Below are 17,044 nucleotides of genomic sequence, written 5' to 3'. Positions count from 1 at the left end.
GACGGTTTGCCGTCAAATGGTGATAAACCTTGTTAAGGAGGGATGCTCCTTGTTGGATGTCAACAACTTCGAGTATATGAAAATCGGGCTTGCTTCCCCAGAGAAAATTCGTTCTTGGTCCCGCGGAGAAGTTAAAAAACCTGAAACGATTAACTATCGGACATTGAAACCGGAGAAGGAAGGGCTCTTCTGCGAGAAGATCTTCGGCCCAACCAAGGACTGGGAATGTCATTGCGGTAAATATAAAAGAGTTCGTTATAAAGGCGTCGTCTGCGATCGTTGCGGCGTTGAAGTAACGAGGGCGAAGGTTCGCCGTGAGCGGATGGGTCATATTGAACTGGCCGCTCCGGTGTCCCATATTTGGTATTTCAAAGGGATTCCAAGCCGTATGGGTCTTGCGCTCGATATGTCGCCACGCTCTCTCGAAGAGATCATTTATTTTGCATCCTATGTTGTTACTGATCCAGGGGAAACTCCGCTGGAGAAAAAGCAACTATTGTCCGAGAAGGAATACCGCAGCTACCGTGAGAAATACGGCTACGGTTTCCAAGCCGGCATGGGTGCAGAAGCAGTTAAGGAGTTGCTGCAGGATCTCGATATCGATAAGGAAATGGACTTCCTAAAGGAAGAACTGCGTACAGCTCAAGGGCAACGTCGTAACCGGGCGATCAAACGCCTTGAGGTTATCGAAGCATTCCGCAACTCCGGCAACAAGCCGGAATGGATGATTCTCGATGTGCTTCCGGTCATTCCGCCGGAGCTTCGCCCGATGGTTCAGCTCGATGGAGGCCGCTTTGCCACTTCCGACTTGAACGATCTGTATCGCCGTGTAATTAACCGTAACAACCGTCTGAAACGGCTGCTTGATCTCGGCGCTCCCGATATCATCGTTCAGAACGAGAAACGCATGCTGCAGGAAGCAGTCGACGCCCTGATCGACAATGGCCGCCGCGGCCGTCCTGTAACCGGACCGGGTAACCGTCCGCTGAAATCCTTGAGCCATATGCTCAAAGGTAAACAGGGTCGTTTCCGTCAGAACCTGCTCGGTAAACGGGTTGACTATTCCGGTCGTTCCGTTATCGTCGTAGGTCCTTATCTGAAGATGTATCAATGCGGTTTGCCGAAGGAAATGGCGCTTGAGCTGTTCAAACCGTTCGTGATGAAAGAGCTGGTCAACAAGGGCCTGGCTCATAACATAAAGAGTGCAAAACGCAAGGTAGAGCGCGTCAGCCCTGAAGTATGGGATGTGCTTGAAGAGGTGATCAAGGAACATCCGGTACTGCTGAACCGTGCTCCTACGCTTCACCGTCTCGGTATCCAGGCTTTTGAACCGATCCTCGTTGAAGGACGCGCCATTCGTCTTCACCCGCTCGTATGTACGGCTTACAACGCCGACTTCGACGGTGACCAAATGGCCGTGCACGTTCCGCTGTCCGCAGAGGCTCAAGCGGAAGCTCGGATTCTGATGCTTGCCTCGGGCAACATCCTGAACCCGAAAGACGGTAAGCCAGTTGTTACACCTTCTCAGGATATGGTCCTCGGCTCCTATTATCTGACGATGGATAACAAGGAAGCCAAAGGTACTGGTATGCTCCTGGCTTCTGTGAATGAAGCAGTTTCGTTGTATCAACGTGGCATGGCTTCCCTGCACGCTCGTGTAGCGATTCCGGCCAGAGCGCTGAACAAGACTTCCTTCACTGAGCAGCAGCAGAATGCATTGCTGGTTACGACGGTAGGTAAGATTATCTTCAATGAAATCTTCCCACCGAGCTTCCCGTACATTAATGAAGCGACTCGTACCAACCTGCTTGAAGGAACTCCGGATCATTACTTCATCCATGATAAAGGCGCGAATGTGCAAGAACGCATCATGGGCGAGAAGCTGATGAGCGGGGTAGGTAAGGAATATCTGGGTGAAATTATCGGACGTTGCTTTGAGATCTACCAGACGACGGAAACCTCCGTTATTCTTGATAGAATCAAGCAGACTGGCTTTACGTATTCGACGCGTGCAGGTGTTAGTATCGCGGTTGCCGACGTTGTCGTGCCTGATGCGAAGCAAGACATCATGCGTGAGTCTGAAGATAAAGTACAAGTGATTACCAATCAATATCGCCGTGGCTTGATTACCGATGAAGAACGGTATGACCGTGTCATCGATATCTGGTCGAAGGCGAAGGATCAAATTACCGATGTCTTGATGAAATCCATGGATCGCTTCAACTCGATCATGCTCATGGTGGACTCCAAGGCACGGGGTAATAAATCGCAGATCACCCAGCTCGGTGGTATGCGGGGTCTGATGGCTACACCATCCGGTCGTATTTACGAGCTGCCGATCAAAGCGAACTTCCGTGAAGGTCTGACAGTCTTGGAGTACTTTATCTCCACACACGGTGCGCGTAAAGGTCTGGCCGATACCGCACTTCGTACCGCTGACTCAGGTTACCTGACACGCCGTCTGGTCGACGTTGCGCAGGACGTAATCGTCCGTGAAGATGATTGCGGAACTGATAAAGGTATCATGGTTAGCCGGATTGAGGACGGTAAGGAAATCATCGAGAACCTGTTCGACCGTATTGAAGGACGTTATTCCTTCGAGACGATCAAGCATCCGGAGACCGGTGAAGTTATCGTTCATCGCAATGAGCTGATCGATAGCGACAAGGCGAATGCGATCGTGAACGCAGGTATTACGAAGCTGCAGATTCGTTCTGTGCTTAGCTGCCGCGCTCGTCATGGCGTATGTAAGAAGTGCTATGGTCGTAACCTGGCTACTGGTAAACACGTTGAGATCGGGGAAGCGGTCGGTATTATCGCTGCTCAATCCATCGGTGAACCAGGGACCCAGCTTACCATGCGTACATTCCATACCGGCGGTGTTGCCGGCGACGATATTACGCAAGGTCTGCCGCGGATTCAGGAGTTGTTCGAAGCACGGAATCCGAAAGGGCAAGCTACGATCAGTGAAATCGATGGCGTCGTGAAGGAAATTCGCGAGGCTAAGGATCGTCGTGAGATCGAGGTTGATGGTGAAGCAGAAACTAAGACCTACTCGGTTACTTATGGATCTCGTCTGCGTGTAAGTGAAGGACAGCATATTGAAGCTGGGGATGAGCTTACCGACGGTTCGATCGACCCGAAAGAAATTCTGCGCATCAAGGGTATTCGTGGCGTACAGAACTACATTCTGCAGGAAGTACAGCGCGTATATCGTAACCAGGGCGTAGAAATCAACGATAAGCATATCGAAGTTATGGTTAGACAGATGCTGCGCAAGATCCGTATTGTCGATTCCGGTGATACTACCCTCTTGCCAGGCTCCTTCGTCGACCTGCATGAATATGAGAAAGCTAACAAGGAAGCGATTCTGTCCGGTAAAGAGCCTGCCGTGGCGAAACCGGTATTGCTCGGGATCACCAAGGCATCGCTGGAGACAGACTCCTTCTTGTCAGCGGCGTCCTTCCAAGAGACAACTCGCGTCCTTACCGATGCGGCAATCAAGGGCAAAGTGGATAAACTGCTCGGCCTGAAAGAGAATGTTATTATCGGTAAGCTGATTCCGGCAGGTACGGGGATGAACCAGTACCGCAATATTCAATTCGAAGAGCCGGAAGGCAGTGAGACGGCGGAAGAAAATCTGGAGACTGTATCTGTAGAGTAAGCTTAATAAATCTGTGATCCGGGCAGGATTCTCCCGTCCGGATCACCATTTATGTCTGATAGAAATTGCTTGACATCGCGTTATGAGAATGCTAATATATCGTAGTGCGTGAGTACGGAATTCCCTGTACTTTGGAGGACGATGAGATGTCTTATGATAAAGGACTACAGGATGCTCATGTTAAGATCGGCACCAAGCAAACGATGCGTATCGTGGAGCTTGGACGAGCCGAGGAAGTATATGTAGCTGAAGATGCAGATCCACGTTTGAAATCGAAGATCATCGCATTATGCAATCAACATGCGGTCAAGGTCACTTTGGTAGACACGATGCATAATCTCGGCAAGGCTTGCGGGATTGAGGTTGGAGCGGCGATGGCTGCGGTTGTAAAACCATAGTTTGATAGGAATGTTTTTGCTGAAGGAAGCATCCTTAATGGCAAAAACTTTTCATTTGTTCTTTTATGAACCGCCTGGGTCTGTGGGCTTAAACAAATGGTTTGTAAAGAATGTGAAGAATCGAGGAAGGGGGTGGCAACAACATGCCAACAATTAACCAATTAGTCCGTAAAGGACGTCAAGACAAGGTGTACAAATCTAAATCGCCAGCATTGCAAAGAGGGTATAACGCTCTTAAACGTGAAGCTACCGATCTTAGTTCCCCACAAAAACGTGGTGTTTGTACTCGTGTAGGTACGATGACTCCTAAGAAACCGAACTCCGCACTTCGTAAATATGCTCGTGTTCGCTTGACGAACCGTGTTGAGGTGACGGCTTACATTCCAGGGATCGGTCACAACCTGCAAGAACACAGCGTTGTTTTGATTCGTGGTGGACGGGTAAAAGACCTTCCGGGGGTACGTTACCACATCGTGCGCGGTGCGCTTGATACCGCTGGTGTTAACAACCGGATGCAAGCTCGTTCCAAGTATGGTGCTAAACGTCCAAAAGCTAAGAAATAATATTTTCGAACAGTGAGTTTTGGACTAATCATGAAAGGGGGATAACTATGCCACGCAAAGGTCCAGTTGCAAAAAGAGACGTATTGCCGGATCCGGTGTATAACAGCAAGCTCGTTACTCGCCTGATCAACCGCATTATGATCGACGGTAAGCGCGGCGTTGCACAAAGCATTCTTTATAATGCGTTCAACATCATTCAAGAACGTACGGGTAATGACCCGATGGAAGTGTTTGAAGCAGCGCTTAAGAATATTATGCCGGTCTTGGAAGTTAAAGCTCGCCGTGTAGGTGGTGCAAACTATCAAGTGCCGATCGAAGTTAAACCGGAAAGACGTACTTCCTTAGGATTACGTTGGCTCGTGAACTACTCCCGCAACCGCGGTGAGAAGACGATGGAAGAACGTCTGGCAGCAGAGATTATCGATGCTTCCAACAACACGGGTGCTTCCGTTAAGAAACGCGAAGACACGCATAAAATGGCTGAAGCGAACAAAGCGTTCGCACACTATCGTTGGTAGGATTCAGCAACTAATAATAAACTTCTATTTTGAAGGGAGAAAAATTGCATGGCAAGAGAGTTCTCCTTGAAAAATACACGTAACATCGGGATCATGGCGCATATTGACGCCGGTAAAACTACCACGACGGAACGTATCTTGTTCTATACCGGTATTAACCATAAAATTGGGGAGACTCATGAAGGCTCCGCAACGATGGACTGGATGGACCAAGAGCAGGAGCGCGGAATCACAATTACGTCCGCTGCTACGACCGCTGCTTGGAAGGGTCACCGCGTAAATATCATCGATACCCCGGGACACGTTGACTTCACAGTAGAAGTTGAACGTTCCCTGCGTGTATTGGACGGGGCAGTAGGCGTGTTCAGTGCGAAGGAAGGCGTAGAGCCTCAGTCTGAAACTGTATGGAGACAGGCTGACAAGTATAGCGTACCTCGCATCGCTTATGTCAATAAAATGGATATTATCGGCGCAGATTATCTTAACGTAGTTAAAGATATGCGCGAGCGTTTGCAAGCAAACGCAGTAGCTATCCAATTGCCTATCGGTGCTGAGAATGATTTCGTCGGAATTATCGACTTGATCGCTCAAAAAGCTTACATGTACAAAGATGACTTAGGTCAAAATATCGAGGAAACTGAAATTCCAGCCGAATATGCTGCGCAAGTTGAAGAGCTTCGTGCAGAGTTGGTCGAGAAGGTTGCAGAACTTGATGAAGAATTGACTATGAAATACCTTGAAGGTGAAGAAATCACCATTGAAGAACTGAAAGCAGCTCTTCGCAAAGGCGTAGTAGAAGTTAAGATCTTCCCAGTTGTGTGCGGTTCCTCTTATCGTAACAAAGGTATCCAGCTTATGCTTGATGCAGTCGTAGATTACTTGCCTGCGCCAATCGACGTACCGAGCATCCAAGGTCACTTGGAAGACGGTTCTGAGGTTGAACGTCACTCTTCTGATGAAGAACCGTTCTCCGCGCTTGCATTTAAGATTATGACAGACCCTTACGTTGGTAAACTTACGTTCTTCCGCGTATACTCCGGTATTTTGCAATCCGGTTCGTATGTACTGAATGCAACGAAGAACAAACGCGAACGTATCGGACGGATCCTGCAAATGCATGCTAACAGCCGTAAAGAAATCAGCGTAGTATACGCTGGTGACATTGCAGCAGCTGTTGGTTTGAAAGACACAGGAACTGGTGATACACTGTGTGATGAGAAGGCTCCAGTAATTCTGGAATCGATGAACTTCCCTGATCCAGTTATCGAAATTGCAGTAGAACCTAAGACAAAAGCGGACCAAGACAAGATGGCTGTTGCCCTCGGTAAATTGACTGAGGAAGACCCTACTCTTCGTGCTCATACAGATGAAGAAACAGGTCAAACGATCTTGGCTGGTATGGGTGAGCTTCACCTCGATATCATCATCGAGCGTATGCGCCGTGAGTTCAAGGTAGAGACCAATGTGGGTAAACCACAGGTTGCTTACCGTGAAACATTCAAGATTCCTGCGCGCGTTGAAGGTAAATTCGTTCGCCAATCCGGTGGTCGTGGTCAATACGGTCACGTATGGGTTGAGTTCGAACCGCTTGAACCAGGTACAGGTAACCAATTCGACAGCAAGATCGTCGGTGGTTCAGTACCTAGAGAATACATCGCTCCTGCTCAACAAGGTATTGAAGAAGCGATGAAGAACGGTGTTCTTGCCGGCTTCCCTGTTGTGGACGTGAAGGCTACGATCGTTGACGGTTCGTACCATGACGTTGACTCCAGTGAAATGGCGTTTAAGATCGCTGGTTCCATGGCGCTTAAGGCTGCCAAGGAAAAAGCTCAACCGGTTCTGCTTGAGCCGATCATGAAGGTTGAAGTTACCGTTCCGGAAGAGTACATGGGTGATGTAATGGGTATGCTGAACTCACGTCGTGGCCGTATCGAAGGTATGGACTCACGTGCAGGCGCTCAAATCATCCGCGCTAAAGTACCTCTTTCCGAAATGTTCGGATACTCCACAACCCTTCGTTCCGGTACGCAAGGGCGCGGCGTGTTCTCGATGGAATTGTCTCACTATGAAGAAGTTCCTCGTAACATCTCCGAAGAGATCGTATCGAAGAATAAGGGTGCAGAATAAATTCTGTATCTTCTAGCCGGGAGTAGATGACCTGAATCAAGGATTTGCTCCCAGGTTAGTCCAACATATTAATCTTATTTTTAAGGAGGAAATGTTTAAAATGGCAAAGGCTAAATACGAACGTACAAAACCGCATGTTAACATCGGTACAATTGGTCACGTTGACCATGGTAAAACTACGCTGACTGCAGCGATCACAACTGTATTGTCCAAAACTTATGGCGGTGCTGCTATGTCGTTTGACCAAATCGACAAAGCTCCGGAAGAACGCGAACGCGGTATCACAATCTCCACGTCTCACGTTGAATATGAAACTCCTAATCGTCACTATGCTCACGTTGACTGCCCAGGGCACGCCGACTATGTTAAAAACATGATCACTGGTGCTGCTCAAATGGACGGCGCAATCCTGGTTGTATCCGCAGCTGACGGCCCAATGCCGCAAACTCGCGAGCACATCCTGTTGTCCCGTAACGTAGGCGTTCCTTACATCGTTGTATTCTTGAACAAATGCGACATGGTGGAAGACGAAGAGCTTCTTGAATTGGTTGAAATGGAAGTTCGTGACTTGCTGAACGAATATGAATTCCCTGGTGATGACACTCCAATCATCCATGGTTCCGCTCGTGAAGCTCTCATGAACCCAGACGGCGAATGGGCTAAGAAAATCGTTGAAATGTTCGAAATCATCGACGAGTACATTCCGCTTCCAGAACGTCCAGTTGACAAGCCATTCCTTATGCCAGTCGAGGACGTATTCTCCATCACTGGCCGCGGTACTGTTGCTACAGGCCGTGTAGAACGTGGTACTGTTAAAGTCGGCGACGAAGTTGAAATCGTTGGTATCAAAGAAGAAACTAAGAAATCCGTCGTAACTGGCGTAGAAATGTTCCGTAAATTGCTTGATTCCGCTGAAGCAGGCGACAACATCGGTGCATTGCTCCGTGGTGTTGACCGTAAAGAAATCGAACGCGGTCAAGTATTGGCTAAACCAGCTTCCGTTAATCCGCATACTGAGTTCTCCGCTCAAGTATACGTATTGACTAAAGATGAAGGCGGACGTCATAAACCATTCTTCTCTGGTTACCGTCCACAATTCTATTTCCGTACAACTGACGTAACAGGTGTTATCACCTTGCCAGAAGGTACTGAAATGGTTATGCCTGGCGACAACATCGAAGTTTCCGTTCAACTGATCGCTCCAATCGCTATTGAAGAAGGAACTCGCTTCTCCATCCGCGAAGGTGGACGTACTGTTGGATCCGGCGCTGTTGTATCCATCAACAAATAATTAAAGCTTATGCTTTTAAAGACTCGTTCCCTTGTGGGACGGGTCTTTTTAATAGCTTTCTGACTCGCTTCGCGCTTAAAACAGACTTTTTTGAATAACCTATAAATTTTGCTTGCAATGGGCACGGCTTTTCTATATAATAATAAATGTTGTTCTGTGACGTTGCGATGAAGCGGGAGGTTACTGACACACCCGGCCCCTTTGCCATGGGTTGGCGGTTAGAAAATTTCCGTGGAGTATGTCCGATCTCAAATTGGGCGATAGAAGGAGGGAATAAAATGGCAAAGCAAAAAATTCGTATTCGTTTGAAAGCTTACGACCACAGAATTCTTGATCAATCCGCAGAGAAAATCGTTGAAACGGCAAAACGTTCGGGTGCTGGCGTATCTGGACCGATTCCGCTTCCAACTGAGAAGCAAGTAATTACAATTCTCCGTGCGGTACACAAGTACAAGGATTCCCGGGAACAATTCGAAATGCGTACTCATAAACGCTTGATCGATATTGTGAACCCGACTCCACAAACTGTGGATGCCTTGATGCGCTTGGACCTGCCGTCCGGTGTAGATATCGAGATTAAATTGTAATATCCATTATTATATGGAAACGAAAGAGGAAAAGAGGTGTCAACATGAAAGGTATCTTAGGGAAAAAGCTCGGGATGACTCAAGTATTTACCCCAGAAGGTAATGTCATTCCTGTAACAGTTATTGAAGCGAGCTCTAACGTAGTTCTGCAAAAGAAAGACGTAGAGAACGATGGCTATGAAGCGATCCAACTCGGCTACTCTGATAAGAAAGAAAGCAGAGTAAACAAGCCTGAAGCTGGTCATGCGAAAAAGGCAAATACAACGCCTAAGCGCTACGTTCGCGAAATTCGCGGTGTTGACTTGGCAGGATATGAAGTTGGCCAGGAGGTCAAGGTTGATATTTTTGCTGAGGGCGAATTTGTTGACGTAACAGGTATTTCGAAGGGTAAAGGTTTCCAAGGCGTAATCAAACGCTGGGGACAAAGTCGCGGCCCTATGGCTCACGGCTCCCGTTACCATCGTAGACCTGGTTCCATGGGTTCCATCCAAGCGAACCGTGTTCCTAAAGGCAAACGCCTTCCAGGACATATGGGTAGCGAAACTGTAACGATTCAAAACCTTGAAGTCGTGAAGGTTGATGCAGAACGTAACGTACTGCTCGTGAAAGGTTCGATCCCAGGTCCTAAAAATAGCTTCGTTAAAGTTAAAGAAACGATCAAAAAATAATCGACTGAAGAAAGGAGGAACAAAGGATGCCAAAAGTAGCACTTTTTAATGTTAGCGGTAGCCAAGTTGGTGAAGTAGAATTGAACGATGCAGTATTCGGTATCGAGCCGAACACGCATGTGCTTCATGAAGCTGTTGTTATGCAGCGCGCTTCCCTTCGCTTTGGTACCCACAAAGTAAAAGGACGCTCCGAAGTTCGCGGCGGTGGCCGTAAACCTTGGAAACAAAAAGGAACAGGACGTGCCCGTCAAGGTTCGATCCGTGCTCCACAATGGGTTGGCGGCGGTACAGTATTTGGACCGACCCCACGCAGCTATGCTTACAAATTGCCGAAGAAAGTTCGTCGTCTGGCGATCAAATCGGCTTTGTCTGCTAAAGTGATCGATCAGGATATCATCGTATTGGATGCACTCAGCATGAGCGCGCCTAAGACGAAGGAATTTGCTGCGATCTTGAACAACCTGAAGGTTGATCGCAAGGCACTTGTTGTAGCTCCTAGCTATGATGACAATGTAGCACTTTCCGCTCGTAATATTCCTGGTGTTAAATTCGTAGCAGCTGACGGCATTAATGTTCTTGACGTGCTCGCGCACGACAAACTGATCATTACGAAGGAAGCAGCTCAGAAGGTAGAGGAGGTGCTCGCGTAATGAAGGATCCTCGTGATATTATTAAGCGTCCGGTAATCACAGAACGTACTGCTGATTACATGAACGAACTTAAATATGTGTTCGAAGTTGATATTCGTGCTAACAAAACCGAAATTAAAAAAGCGGTTGAAGAGATCTTTAAAGTTAAAGTGAGCAATGTGAATACTCTGCGTGTTCCTGGCAAGCCAAAACGTTATGGACGTCATTTCGGCTATACTCCGGAATGGAAGAAAGCGTTCGTGACTTTGACTCCGGACAGCAAACCGCTTGAATTTTTTGAATCGGTATAAAATTGTCTAAAGTAAGGAGGGAAATCTAGTGCCTATCAAAAAGTATAAACCGACATCTCCGGCAAGACGTGGAATGTCCGTATCGACATTCGAAGAAATCACCACAGATACTCCGGAGAAATCTTTGCTTGCGCCACTGAGCAAAACAGCTGGCCGCAACAACCAAGGTAAAATCACTGTGCGTCACCATGGCGGTGGACACAAACGTAAATATCGTATCATCGACTTCAAACGGAACAAAGATGGAATTCCAGGCCGCGTTGCTACAATCGAGTACGACCCGAACCGGACTTCTAACATCGCTTTGATCCACTATGCTGACGGTGAAAAACGCTACATTATCGCTCCACAAGGGCTTAAAGTAGGCGACGTAATCGAGTCCGGTGTAGGTTCCGACATCAAAGTCGGTAACGCTCTTCCACTCGAGAACATCCCAGTGGGTACAGTTATCCACAACATCGAGCTGCAACCAGGCAAAGGCGGACAACTCGTTCGTGCTGCTGGTACAGAAGCTCAATTGCTCGGTAAAGAAGATAAATACGTTACCGTTCGTCTTTCTTCTGGCGAAATGCGTAAAATCCTCAAAGTTTGCCGTGCAACCATCGGTTCTGTAGGTAATGCAGACCATGAATTGATCAAGGTCGGTAAAGCAGGCCGCAATCGCTGGAAGGGCCAACGTCCTGAAGTGCGCGGTGTTGTTATGAACCCTAACGATCACCCTCATGGTGGTGGTGAAGGTCGTGCTCCGATCGGCCGTAAATCGCCATTGTCTCCTTGGGGCAAACCAACCCTTGGTTACAAAACACGCAAAAAAGGCAAAGCGTCTGATAAGTATATCGTTCGTGGCCGCACGAAGTAATCCGCGCCTCGCGGATCACTTCACGGCAGTGAGCTATAGATCGAACCAAGCAGTGTGAAGGGAGGATATTAAAGGAGCCGTAGTCTTAAAAAAGGACCTTTCATTGACGGATATATGTTGAAAAAGGTGGAAGAAGCGAACGCATCGAGCAAGAAAGTGGTCATTAAGACCTGGTCACGCCGCTCGACGATTTTCCCACAATTCATCGGCCATACTTTCGGAGTATACGACGGACGTAAACACGTACCTGTATACGTAACAGAGGATATGGTTGGACATAAACTTGGTGAATTTGCACCAACCCGTACCTACAAAGGTCATACGGATGACGACAAGAAAACGAGACGTTAATCGATAAGTTCTTCGTTTGAGAGGAGGTAACAACACATGGAAGCAAAAGCGCATGTAAAATCTGTTCGCATTGCTCCCCGCAAAGCTCAACTCGTAGTTGACTTGATCCGCGGTAAGCAAGTTGGCGATGCGATCGCAATTCTACGCCATACTCCAAAGGGTGCATCCCCGATCGTGGAGAAGCTTCTGAATTCGGCGATTGCTAATGCTGAACACAACTATTCTATGGATGTAAATAAATTGGTTATTACGCAAGCTTACGTAAACCAAGGTCCGACAATGAAACGTTTCCGCCCTCGTGCAATGGGACGTGCTAGCCGGATCAACAAACGCACAAGCCACATTACTTTGGTGGTATCCGAAAAATAAGGAGGGAAAACGTGTGGGCCAAAAGGTAAATCCGGTCGGATTACGAGTAGGGATTATCCGTGATTGGGAATCCAAATGGTATGCAGGCAAAGATTTCGGTGATCTCTTGCTTGAAGACGTTAAAATTCGTGAGCACCTGAAAAATAAATTGAAAGATTCCGCAGTATCTCGCATCGAAATTGAGAGAGCGGCTAATCGTGTGAACGTGACGATCCACACTGCGAAACCAGGTATGGTTATCGGTAAAGGTGGTTCGGAAGTAGAAATTCTGCGTAATGAAATTACGAAAATCGCAGGTGGCAAGAAGGTTCACATCAATATTTCTGAAATCAAACACCCTGATCTTGACGCAATTCTCGTTGCTGAGAGCATCGCACAACAATTGGAACGTCGTGTTTCTTTCCGTCGTGCTTTGAAGCAAGCGATCCAAAGAACTATGCGTTCAGGAGCGAAAGGGATTAAGACAGCAGTCAGCGGTCGTCTCGGCGGTGCTGAAATTGCTCGTACAGAGGGCTACAGTGAAGGAACTGTTCCACTTCATACGCTCCGCGCCGACATCGATTACGGTACGGCAGAAGCACATACGACTTATGGACGTATTGGCGTGAAAGTATGGATCTATCGTGGAGAGGTTCTTCCTACGGCTAAGAAACAACCAGCTGCTAAGGAAGGAGGCAACTAATCATGTTGGTACCAAAACGTGTGAAACACCGCAAGCAACAACGCGGTAGTCTGAGAGGTCAAGCAAAAGGCGGCACTGAATTGAACTTCGGTGAATACGGTCTGCAAGCTCTGGAGCCAACTTGGATTACGAACCGTCAAATTGAAGCAGCGCGTATTGCTATGACGCGTTATATCAAACGGGGCGGTAAAGTATGGATTAAAATTTTCCCTGACAAGCCGATTACTCAAAAGCCTCTTGAAGTTCGGATGGGTAGCGGTAAAGGTAACGTAGAGAAATGGGTTGCAGTTGTGAAGCCTGGTAAGATCATGTTTGAACTTGCCGGTGTATCGGAGGAAGTTGCTCGTGAAGCTATGCGTCTTGCCGCTCACAAACTGCCAATCAAGACTAAGTTTGTGAAACGTGAAGAATTGGGTGGTGAAGCAAATGAAAGCTAATGAACTTCGCAACTTAACCACTGCTGAGATTGAACAAAAAGTTGCAGGATTTAAAGAAGAACTCTTTAACCTCCGTTTTCAATTGGCTACTGGCCAGCTTGATAACCCGACTCGAATCCGTGATGTGCGTAAGGAAATAGCTCGTGCTAAAACCGTATTACGTCAAAGAGAACTTGGGATTAGTTAATATTGCGCATGCCTGAACCAAGCGCGAAAGTTTAGGAAGGAGGCTAACCATGAGCGAGGAACGTAATGCCCGTAAAGTGCAAATTGGTAAAGTCGTAAGCGACAAAATGGATAAGACCATTGTTGTAGCTGTAGAAACCTACAAGAAGCATGACCTTTATCATAAACGTATGAAATATACGAAGAAATTTAAAGCGCATGATGAGAACAACACAGCAAAAATCGGTGATACTGTTAAAATTGCTGAGACACGCCCGTTGTCTAAAGACAAACGCTGGAGACTCGTTGAAGTTGTTGAAAAGGCGATTGTTATTTAATAGCACCGTAGTTTCGATCGAAGGGAGGATATAACGATGATTCAACCATTTACACGTTTGAATGTGGCCGATAACTCTGGCGCGAAGGAACTGATGTGCATTCGCGTTCTGGGTGGTACTGGTCGTCGCACAGCACAAATTGGCGATTTGATCGTTTGTTCTGTGAAACAAGCAACACCAGGCGGCGTTGTCAAAAAAGGTGATGTAGTCAGAGCGGTTGTTGTTCGTACAAAACGTTCCGTTCGTCGTAAAGACGGTTCTTACATCGCATTTGACGAGAACGCAGCGGTAGTTGTTAAAGAAGACAAGAGCCCACGTGGTACTCGTATTTTCGGACCAGTTGCCCGCGAACTTCGCGATAAGGACTTCATGAAAATCGTTTCCTTGGCTCCGGAAGTTATCTAATAAAGAAGGCGTATCCGAGTGGTACGTTAAGCTGTGCGAAACAGGAGGTGTAAACAGATGCCTAGATTGAAAAAGATTCTGGAATCCCACAACAATAAGCTTCATGTGAAGAAGGATGACACGGTTATCGTGATCTCCGGTAAGGACAAAGGCAAAAAAGGCCGCGTCATCGCCGCTTATCCTCGTGAGAACCGCGTTCTTGTGGAAGGCGTGAACATGGTGAAGAAGCACCAAAAGCCGAACCAATTGAATCCACAAGGCGGCATTATCGAGAAGGAAGCTCCGATTCATGTATCGAACGTAATGCACGTTGATCCTAAGAGCGGAAAAGTAACTCGTATCGGTTACAAAGTATTGGACAACGGCAAAAAAGTTCGTGTAGCTAAAAAATCCGGTGAAGTAATCGACTAATCCAGGAACTTGAGAAAGGAGGTCCATGATTCATGGCAGCTAGATTGAAAGAACGCTATTTGAACGAAGTGACACCTGCTTTGATTCAAAAATTCAACTATTCTACAGTGATGCAAGTACCGAAAATCGAGAAAGTAGTTATCAACATGGGTGTTGGTGACGCAGTTGCTAACTCGAAGGTGCTTGACTCTGCAGTTAATGATATGCAACTTATCGCTGGTCAAAAACCAGTTATCACTCGCGCTAAGAAATCCATCGCTGGTTTCAAACTTCGCGAGAACATGCCGATCGGGGTGAAGGTTACTCTTCGCGGCGAACGCATGTATTATTTCCTTGACAAATTGTTCAATGTAACGCTTCCTCGCGTTCGTGACTTCCATGGCGTATCGAACAAAGCGTTCGACGGACGTGGCAACTACACACTCGGTCTTAAGGAACAACTGATCTTCCCTGAAATCGAGTATGACAAAGTTGATAAAGTACGGGGTATGGATATCGTTATCGTTACGACAGCTAAGACGGATGAAGAATCCCGTGAGCTGTTGACTCAACTCGGAATGCCATTTGTTAAATAATAAATGGCATAAATTCTCCGAAAATATTTAGGAGGTGTCAGGTTCAGTGGCAAAAACTTCGATGAAAGTTAAACAACAACGTGCGCCAAAATTCAAAGTGCGGGCTTACACTCGCTGCGAACGTTGTGGTCGTCCACACTCGGTATTGCAAAAGTTTAAGATTTGCAGAATTTGCTTCCGCGAATTAGCATATAAAGGCCAGATCCCTGGCGTTAAGAAAGCAAGCTGGTAAACCATCAACAACGGGAAGGAGGTTTCATGAATGAACATTTCAGATCCAATTGCAGATATGCTTACACGTATTCGTAATGCGAACACAGTTCGTCACGAAACGGTGGAAATGCCTGCATCCACGATCAAGAAACAAATCGCAGAGATCCTGAAACGCGAAGGTTTCATCCGTGATGCGGAGTATATCGATGATAATAAACAAGGGATCATTCGTATTTTCTTGAAATACGGATCCAATAACGAGCGCGTAATTACTGGCCTGAAAAGAATCAGTAAACCAGGTCTTCGCGTATATACGAAGAGCAACGAAGTTCCACGCGTCCTCGGCGGCTTGGGTATCGCGATTATCTCTACTTCCAAGGGAGTTATGACCGATAAGGAAGCTCGTCAAGCGAAAGCCGGCGGAGAAGTACTCTGCTACGTTTGGTAATTAACGTCACAAAACAAGGAGGTGCAGCAAATGTCTCGTATTGGTCGCAAACCAATTACAGTACCTAGTGGTGTGGATGTCACACTTAATAATAGCGTCATTACAGTAAAGGGCCCTAAAGGCACTTTGACTCGCGATATTCATAAGGACATGAAGGTAACGGTTGAAGACAACCAAATCCATGTAGAACGTCCTTCTGACAATAAATTGCATCGTTCTCTGCACGGTACAACTCGTAGTGTATTGAACAACATGGTGAGCGGGGTAACTGAAGGTTATACCAAGACCCTTGAACTGGTTGGTGTCGGATACCGCGCAAGCAAATCCGGCGAGAAACTGGTACTCAACGTGGGTTACTCCCATCCGGTAGAAATTACTCCGGAAGCAGGAATCGAATTCGAAGTCCCTTCTAACACGAAGATCATCGTTAAAGGGATCAATAAAGAACGTGTAGGCGAATATGCTGCAAAAGTTCGTGCTGTACGTGCACCTGAACCATACAAAGGTAAAGGTATCAAGTATGAAGGCGAACGTATTATTCGCAAAGAAGGTAAAGCTGGTAAGAAGAAATAATGTTTCTTCTTATTATGCTTGCCTGCAGGCGGCATAATCGTGAAATGGCTTGAAGGCAAACCGAAGGGAGTGAAATGGAAGTCATGATCACTAAAGGCGATAAGAATAAAGCGCGTCTGAAAAGACATTTGCGCGTGCGTAAAAAAGTGACCGGTACTGCTGAACGTCCAAGACTGAACGTATTCCGTTCTTCCAAACATATCTACGCTCAATTGATCGACGATGTGGCTGGTGTAACGATCGTATCCGCTTCGACAGCTGATAAAGAACTGAGCGGAGACATCAAGAACGGCGGTAACGTTGAATCTGCACGTAAGGTTGGCGAATTGATCGCTAAACGTGCCCAAGAACAAGGCAAGAAAGTTGTGGTATTCGACCGCGGCGGTTACTTGTATCATGGACGGATTCAAGCATTGGCAGAAGCAGCTCGTGAAACAGGTCTTGAATTCTAAAAATATTTAT

23 protein-coding genes and 1 pseudogene are annotated in these 17,044 nt (G+C 47.0%); all 24 read left to right on the top strand.

The features are described 5' to 3' along the window. Positions 1 to 49 precede the first annotated feature (49 nt). Positions 50 to 3,664: a DNA-directed RNA polymerase subunit beta' gene (gene rpoC, locus BFJ94_RS16460; RefSeq protein WP_120463628.1), complete on the top strand. Its 3,615-nt coding sequence runs from the start codon at positions 50 to 52 to the stop codon at positions 3,662 to 3,664. A gap of 146 nt (positions 3,665 to 3,810) precedes the next feature. Then, positions 3,811 to 4,062, top strand: a complete 252-nt coding sequence (locus BFJ94_RS16455; protein WP_120463627.1) for a ribosomal L7Ae/L30e/S12e/Gadd45 family protein — start codon at positions 3,811 to 3,813, stop codon at positions 4,060 to 4,062. A 143-nt stretch (positions 4,063 to 4,205) separates the two neighbouring features. Next, positions 4,206 to 4,625 (top strand): 30S ribosomal protein S12, encoded by a 420-nt coding sequence (gene rpsL / locus BFJ94_RS16450; protein WP_068779097.1) that lies wholly within the window; start codon positions 4,206 to 4,208, stop codon positions 4,623 to 4,625. A gap of 47 nt (positions 4,626 to 4,672) precedes the next feature. Then, positions 4,673 to 5,143, top strand: coding sequence for a 30S ribosomal protein S7 (gene rpsG / locus BFJ94_RS16445; protein WP_120463626.1), 471 nt, complete (start codon positions 4,673 to 4,675; stop codon positions 5,141 to 5,143). A 48-nt stretch (positions 5,144 to 5,191) separates the two neighbouring features. After that, positions 5,192 to 7,270 carry an elongation factor G gene (fusA, locus tag BFJ94_RS16440; RefSeq protein WP_120463625.1) on the top strand — a complete coding sequence of 693 codons (2,079 nt, stop codon included), beginning with the start codon at positions 5,192 to 5,194 and terminating at the stop codon, positions 7,268 to 7,270. Positions 7,271 to 7,370: 100 nt separating this feature from the next. Further along, positions 7,371 to 8,561, top strand: a complete 1,191-nt coding sequence (gene tuf / locus BFJ94_RS16435; RefSeq protein WP_120463624.1) for an elongation factor Tu — start codon at positions 7,371 to 7,373, stop codon at positions 8,559 to 8,561. A 278-nt stretch (positions 8,562 to 8,839) separates the two neighbouring features. Further along, positions 8,840 to 9,148 carry a 30S ribosomal protein S10 gene (gene rpsJ / locus BFJ94_RS16430; RefSeq protein ID WP_006676490.1) on the top strand — a complete coding sequence of 103 codons (309 nt, stop codon included), beginning with the start codon at positions 8,840 to 8,842 and terminating at the stop codon, positions 9,146 to 9,148. A gap of 44 nt (positions 9,149 to 9,192) precedes the next feature. Further along, positions 9,193 to 9,816: a 50S ribosomal protein L3 gene (gene rplC / locus BFJ94_RS16425; protein ID WP_120463623.1), complete on the top strand. Its 624-nt coding sequence runs from the start codon at positions 9,193 to 9,195 to the stop codon at positions 9,814 to 9,816. A 26-nt stretch (positions 9,817 to 9,842) separates the two neighbouring features. Continuing rightward, entirely contained in the window at positions 9,843 to 10,466 is a 624-nt protein-coding gene (rplD, locus tag BFJ94_RS16420) for a 50S ribosomal protein L4 (protein WP_120463622.1), read from the top strand. Next, a complete protein-coding gene (gene rplW / locus BFJ94_RS16415; protein WP_068779103.1) occupies positions 10,466 to 10,756 on the top strand; it encodes a 50S ribosomal protein L23 in 291 nt (96 codons plus the stop codon). The genes rplD and rplW overlap by 1 nt, the downstream gene beginning before the upstream one ends. Positions 10,757 to 10,784: 28 nt before the next feature. Beyond that, entirely contained in the window at positions 10,785 to 11,615 is an 831-nt protein-coding gene (gene rplB / locus BFJ94_RS16410) for a 50S ribosomal protein L2 (protein WP_120463621.1), read from the top strand. Positions 11,616 to 11,693: 78 nt separating this feature from the next. Further along, positions 11,694 to 11,966: pseudogene (gene rpsS / locus BFJ94_RS16405) on the top strand (30S ribosomal protein S19); the annotation flags it as partial. A 36-nt stretch (positions 11,967 to 12,002) separates the two neighbouring features. Then, positions 12,003 to 12,335: a 50S ribosomal protein L22 gene (rplV, locus tag BFJ94_RS16400; protein WP_120463619.1), complete on the top strand. Its 333-nt coding sequence runs from the start codon at positions 12,003 to 12,005 to the stop codon at positions 12,333 to 12,335. Between the two features lie 13 nt (positions 12,336 to 12,348). Next, the gene (gene rpsC / locus BFJ94_RS16395) at positions 12,349 to 13,017 is read left to right on the top strand and encodes a 30S ribosomal protein S3 (RefSeq protein ID WP_120463618.1); all 669 of its coding nucleotides are present in this window, start codon (positions 12,349 to 12,351) and stop codon (positions 13,015 to 13,017) included. A gap of 2 nt (positions 13,018 to 13,019) precedes the next feature. After that, positions 13,020 to 13,454 (top strand): 50S ribosomal protein L16, encoded by a 435-nt coding sequence (gene rplP, locus BFJ94_RS16390; RefSeq protein WP_120463617.1) that lies wholly within the window; start codon positions 13,020 to 13,022, stop codon positions 13,452 to 13,454. Continuing rightward, positions 13,444 to 13,641: a 50S ribosomal protein L29 gene (gene rpmC, locus BFJ94_RS16385; protein ID WP_068779108.1), complete on the top strand. Its 198-nt coding sequence runs from the start codon at positions 13,444 to 13,446 to the stop codon at positions 13,639 to 13,641. Before rplP ends, rpmC begins: the two co-directional genes overlap by 11 nt. Positions 13,642 to 13,690: 49 nt before the next feature. Then, positions 13,691 to 13,957 (top strand): 30S ribosomal protein S17, encoded by a 267-nt coding sequence (rpsQ, locus tag BFJ94_RS16380; RefSeq protein ID WP_120463616.1) that lies wholly within the window; start codon positions 13,691 to 13,693, stop codon positions 13,955 to 13,957. A 36-nt stretch (positions 13,958 to 13,993) separates the two neighbouring features. Next, positions 13,994 to 14,362, top strand: coding sequence for a 50S ribosomal protein L14 (gene rplN / locus BFJ94_RS16375; protein ID WP_068779110.1), 369 nt, complete (start codon positions 13,994 to 13,996; stop codon positions 14,360 to 14,362). A 57-nt stretch (positions 14,363 to 14,419) separates the two neighbouring features. Continuing rightward, a complete protein-coding gene (gene rplX, locus BFJ94_RS16370; protein ID WP_018753983.1) occupies positions 14,420 to 14,773 on the top strand; it encodes a 50S ribosomal protein L24 in 354 nt (117 codons plus the stop codon). A gap of 32 nt (positions 14,774 to 14,805) precedes the next feature. Next, positions 14,806 to 15,348, top strand: a complete 543-nt coding sequence (rplE, locus tag BFJ94_RS16365; RefSeq protein ID WP_120463615.1) for a 50S ribosomal protein L5 — start codon at positions 14,806 to 14,808, stop codon at positions 15,346 to 15,348. 46 nt (positions 15,349 to 15,394) lie between these two features. Further along, positions 15,395 to 15,580, top strand: a complete 186-nt coding sequence (locus BFJ94_RS16360) for a type Z 30S ribosomal protein S14 (protein ID WP_010348808.1) — start codon at positions 15,395 to 15,397, stop codon at positions 15,578 to 15,580. Positions 15,581 to 15,610: 30 nt separating this feature from the next. Beyond that, on the top strand, positions 15,611 to 16,009 hold the full coding sequence (gene rpsH / locus BFJ94_RS16355; RefSeq protein ID WP_120463614.1) for a 30S ribosomal protein S8: 399 nt from the start codon (positions 15,611 to 15,613) through the stop codon (positions 16,007 to 16,009). A gap of 30 nt (positions 16,010 to 16,039) precedes the next feature. Beyond that, positions 16,040 to 16,582 carry a 50S ribosomal protein L6 gene (gene rplF, locus BFJ94_RS16350; RefSeq protein WP_120463613.1) on the top strand — a complete coding sequence of 181 codons (543 nt, stop codon included), beginning with the start codon at positions 16,040 to 16,042 and terminating at the stop codon, positions 16,580 to 16,582. 83 nt (positions 16,583 to 16,665) lie between these two features. Then, on the top strand, positions 16,666 to 17,034 hold the full coding sequence (rplR, locus tag BFJ94_RS16345) for a 50S ribosomal protein L18 (RefSeq protein ID WP_120465268.1): 369 nt from the start codon (positions 16,666 to 16,668) through the stop codon (positions 17,032 to 17,034). Positions 17,035 to 17,044: the final 10 nt, after the last annotated feature.

Source organism: Paenibacillus aceti, assembly GCF_003614185.1.
Lineage (GTDB): Bacteria > Bacillota > Bacilli > Paenibacillales > Paenibacillaceae > Fontibacillus > Fontibacillus aceti.
Note: the sequence above shows the minus strand (reverse complement) of the source record. Positions and strands in the feature narration are given on the sequence as shown.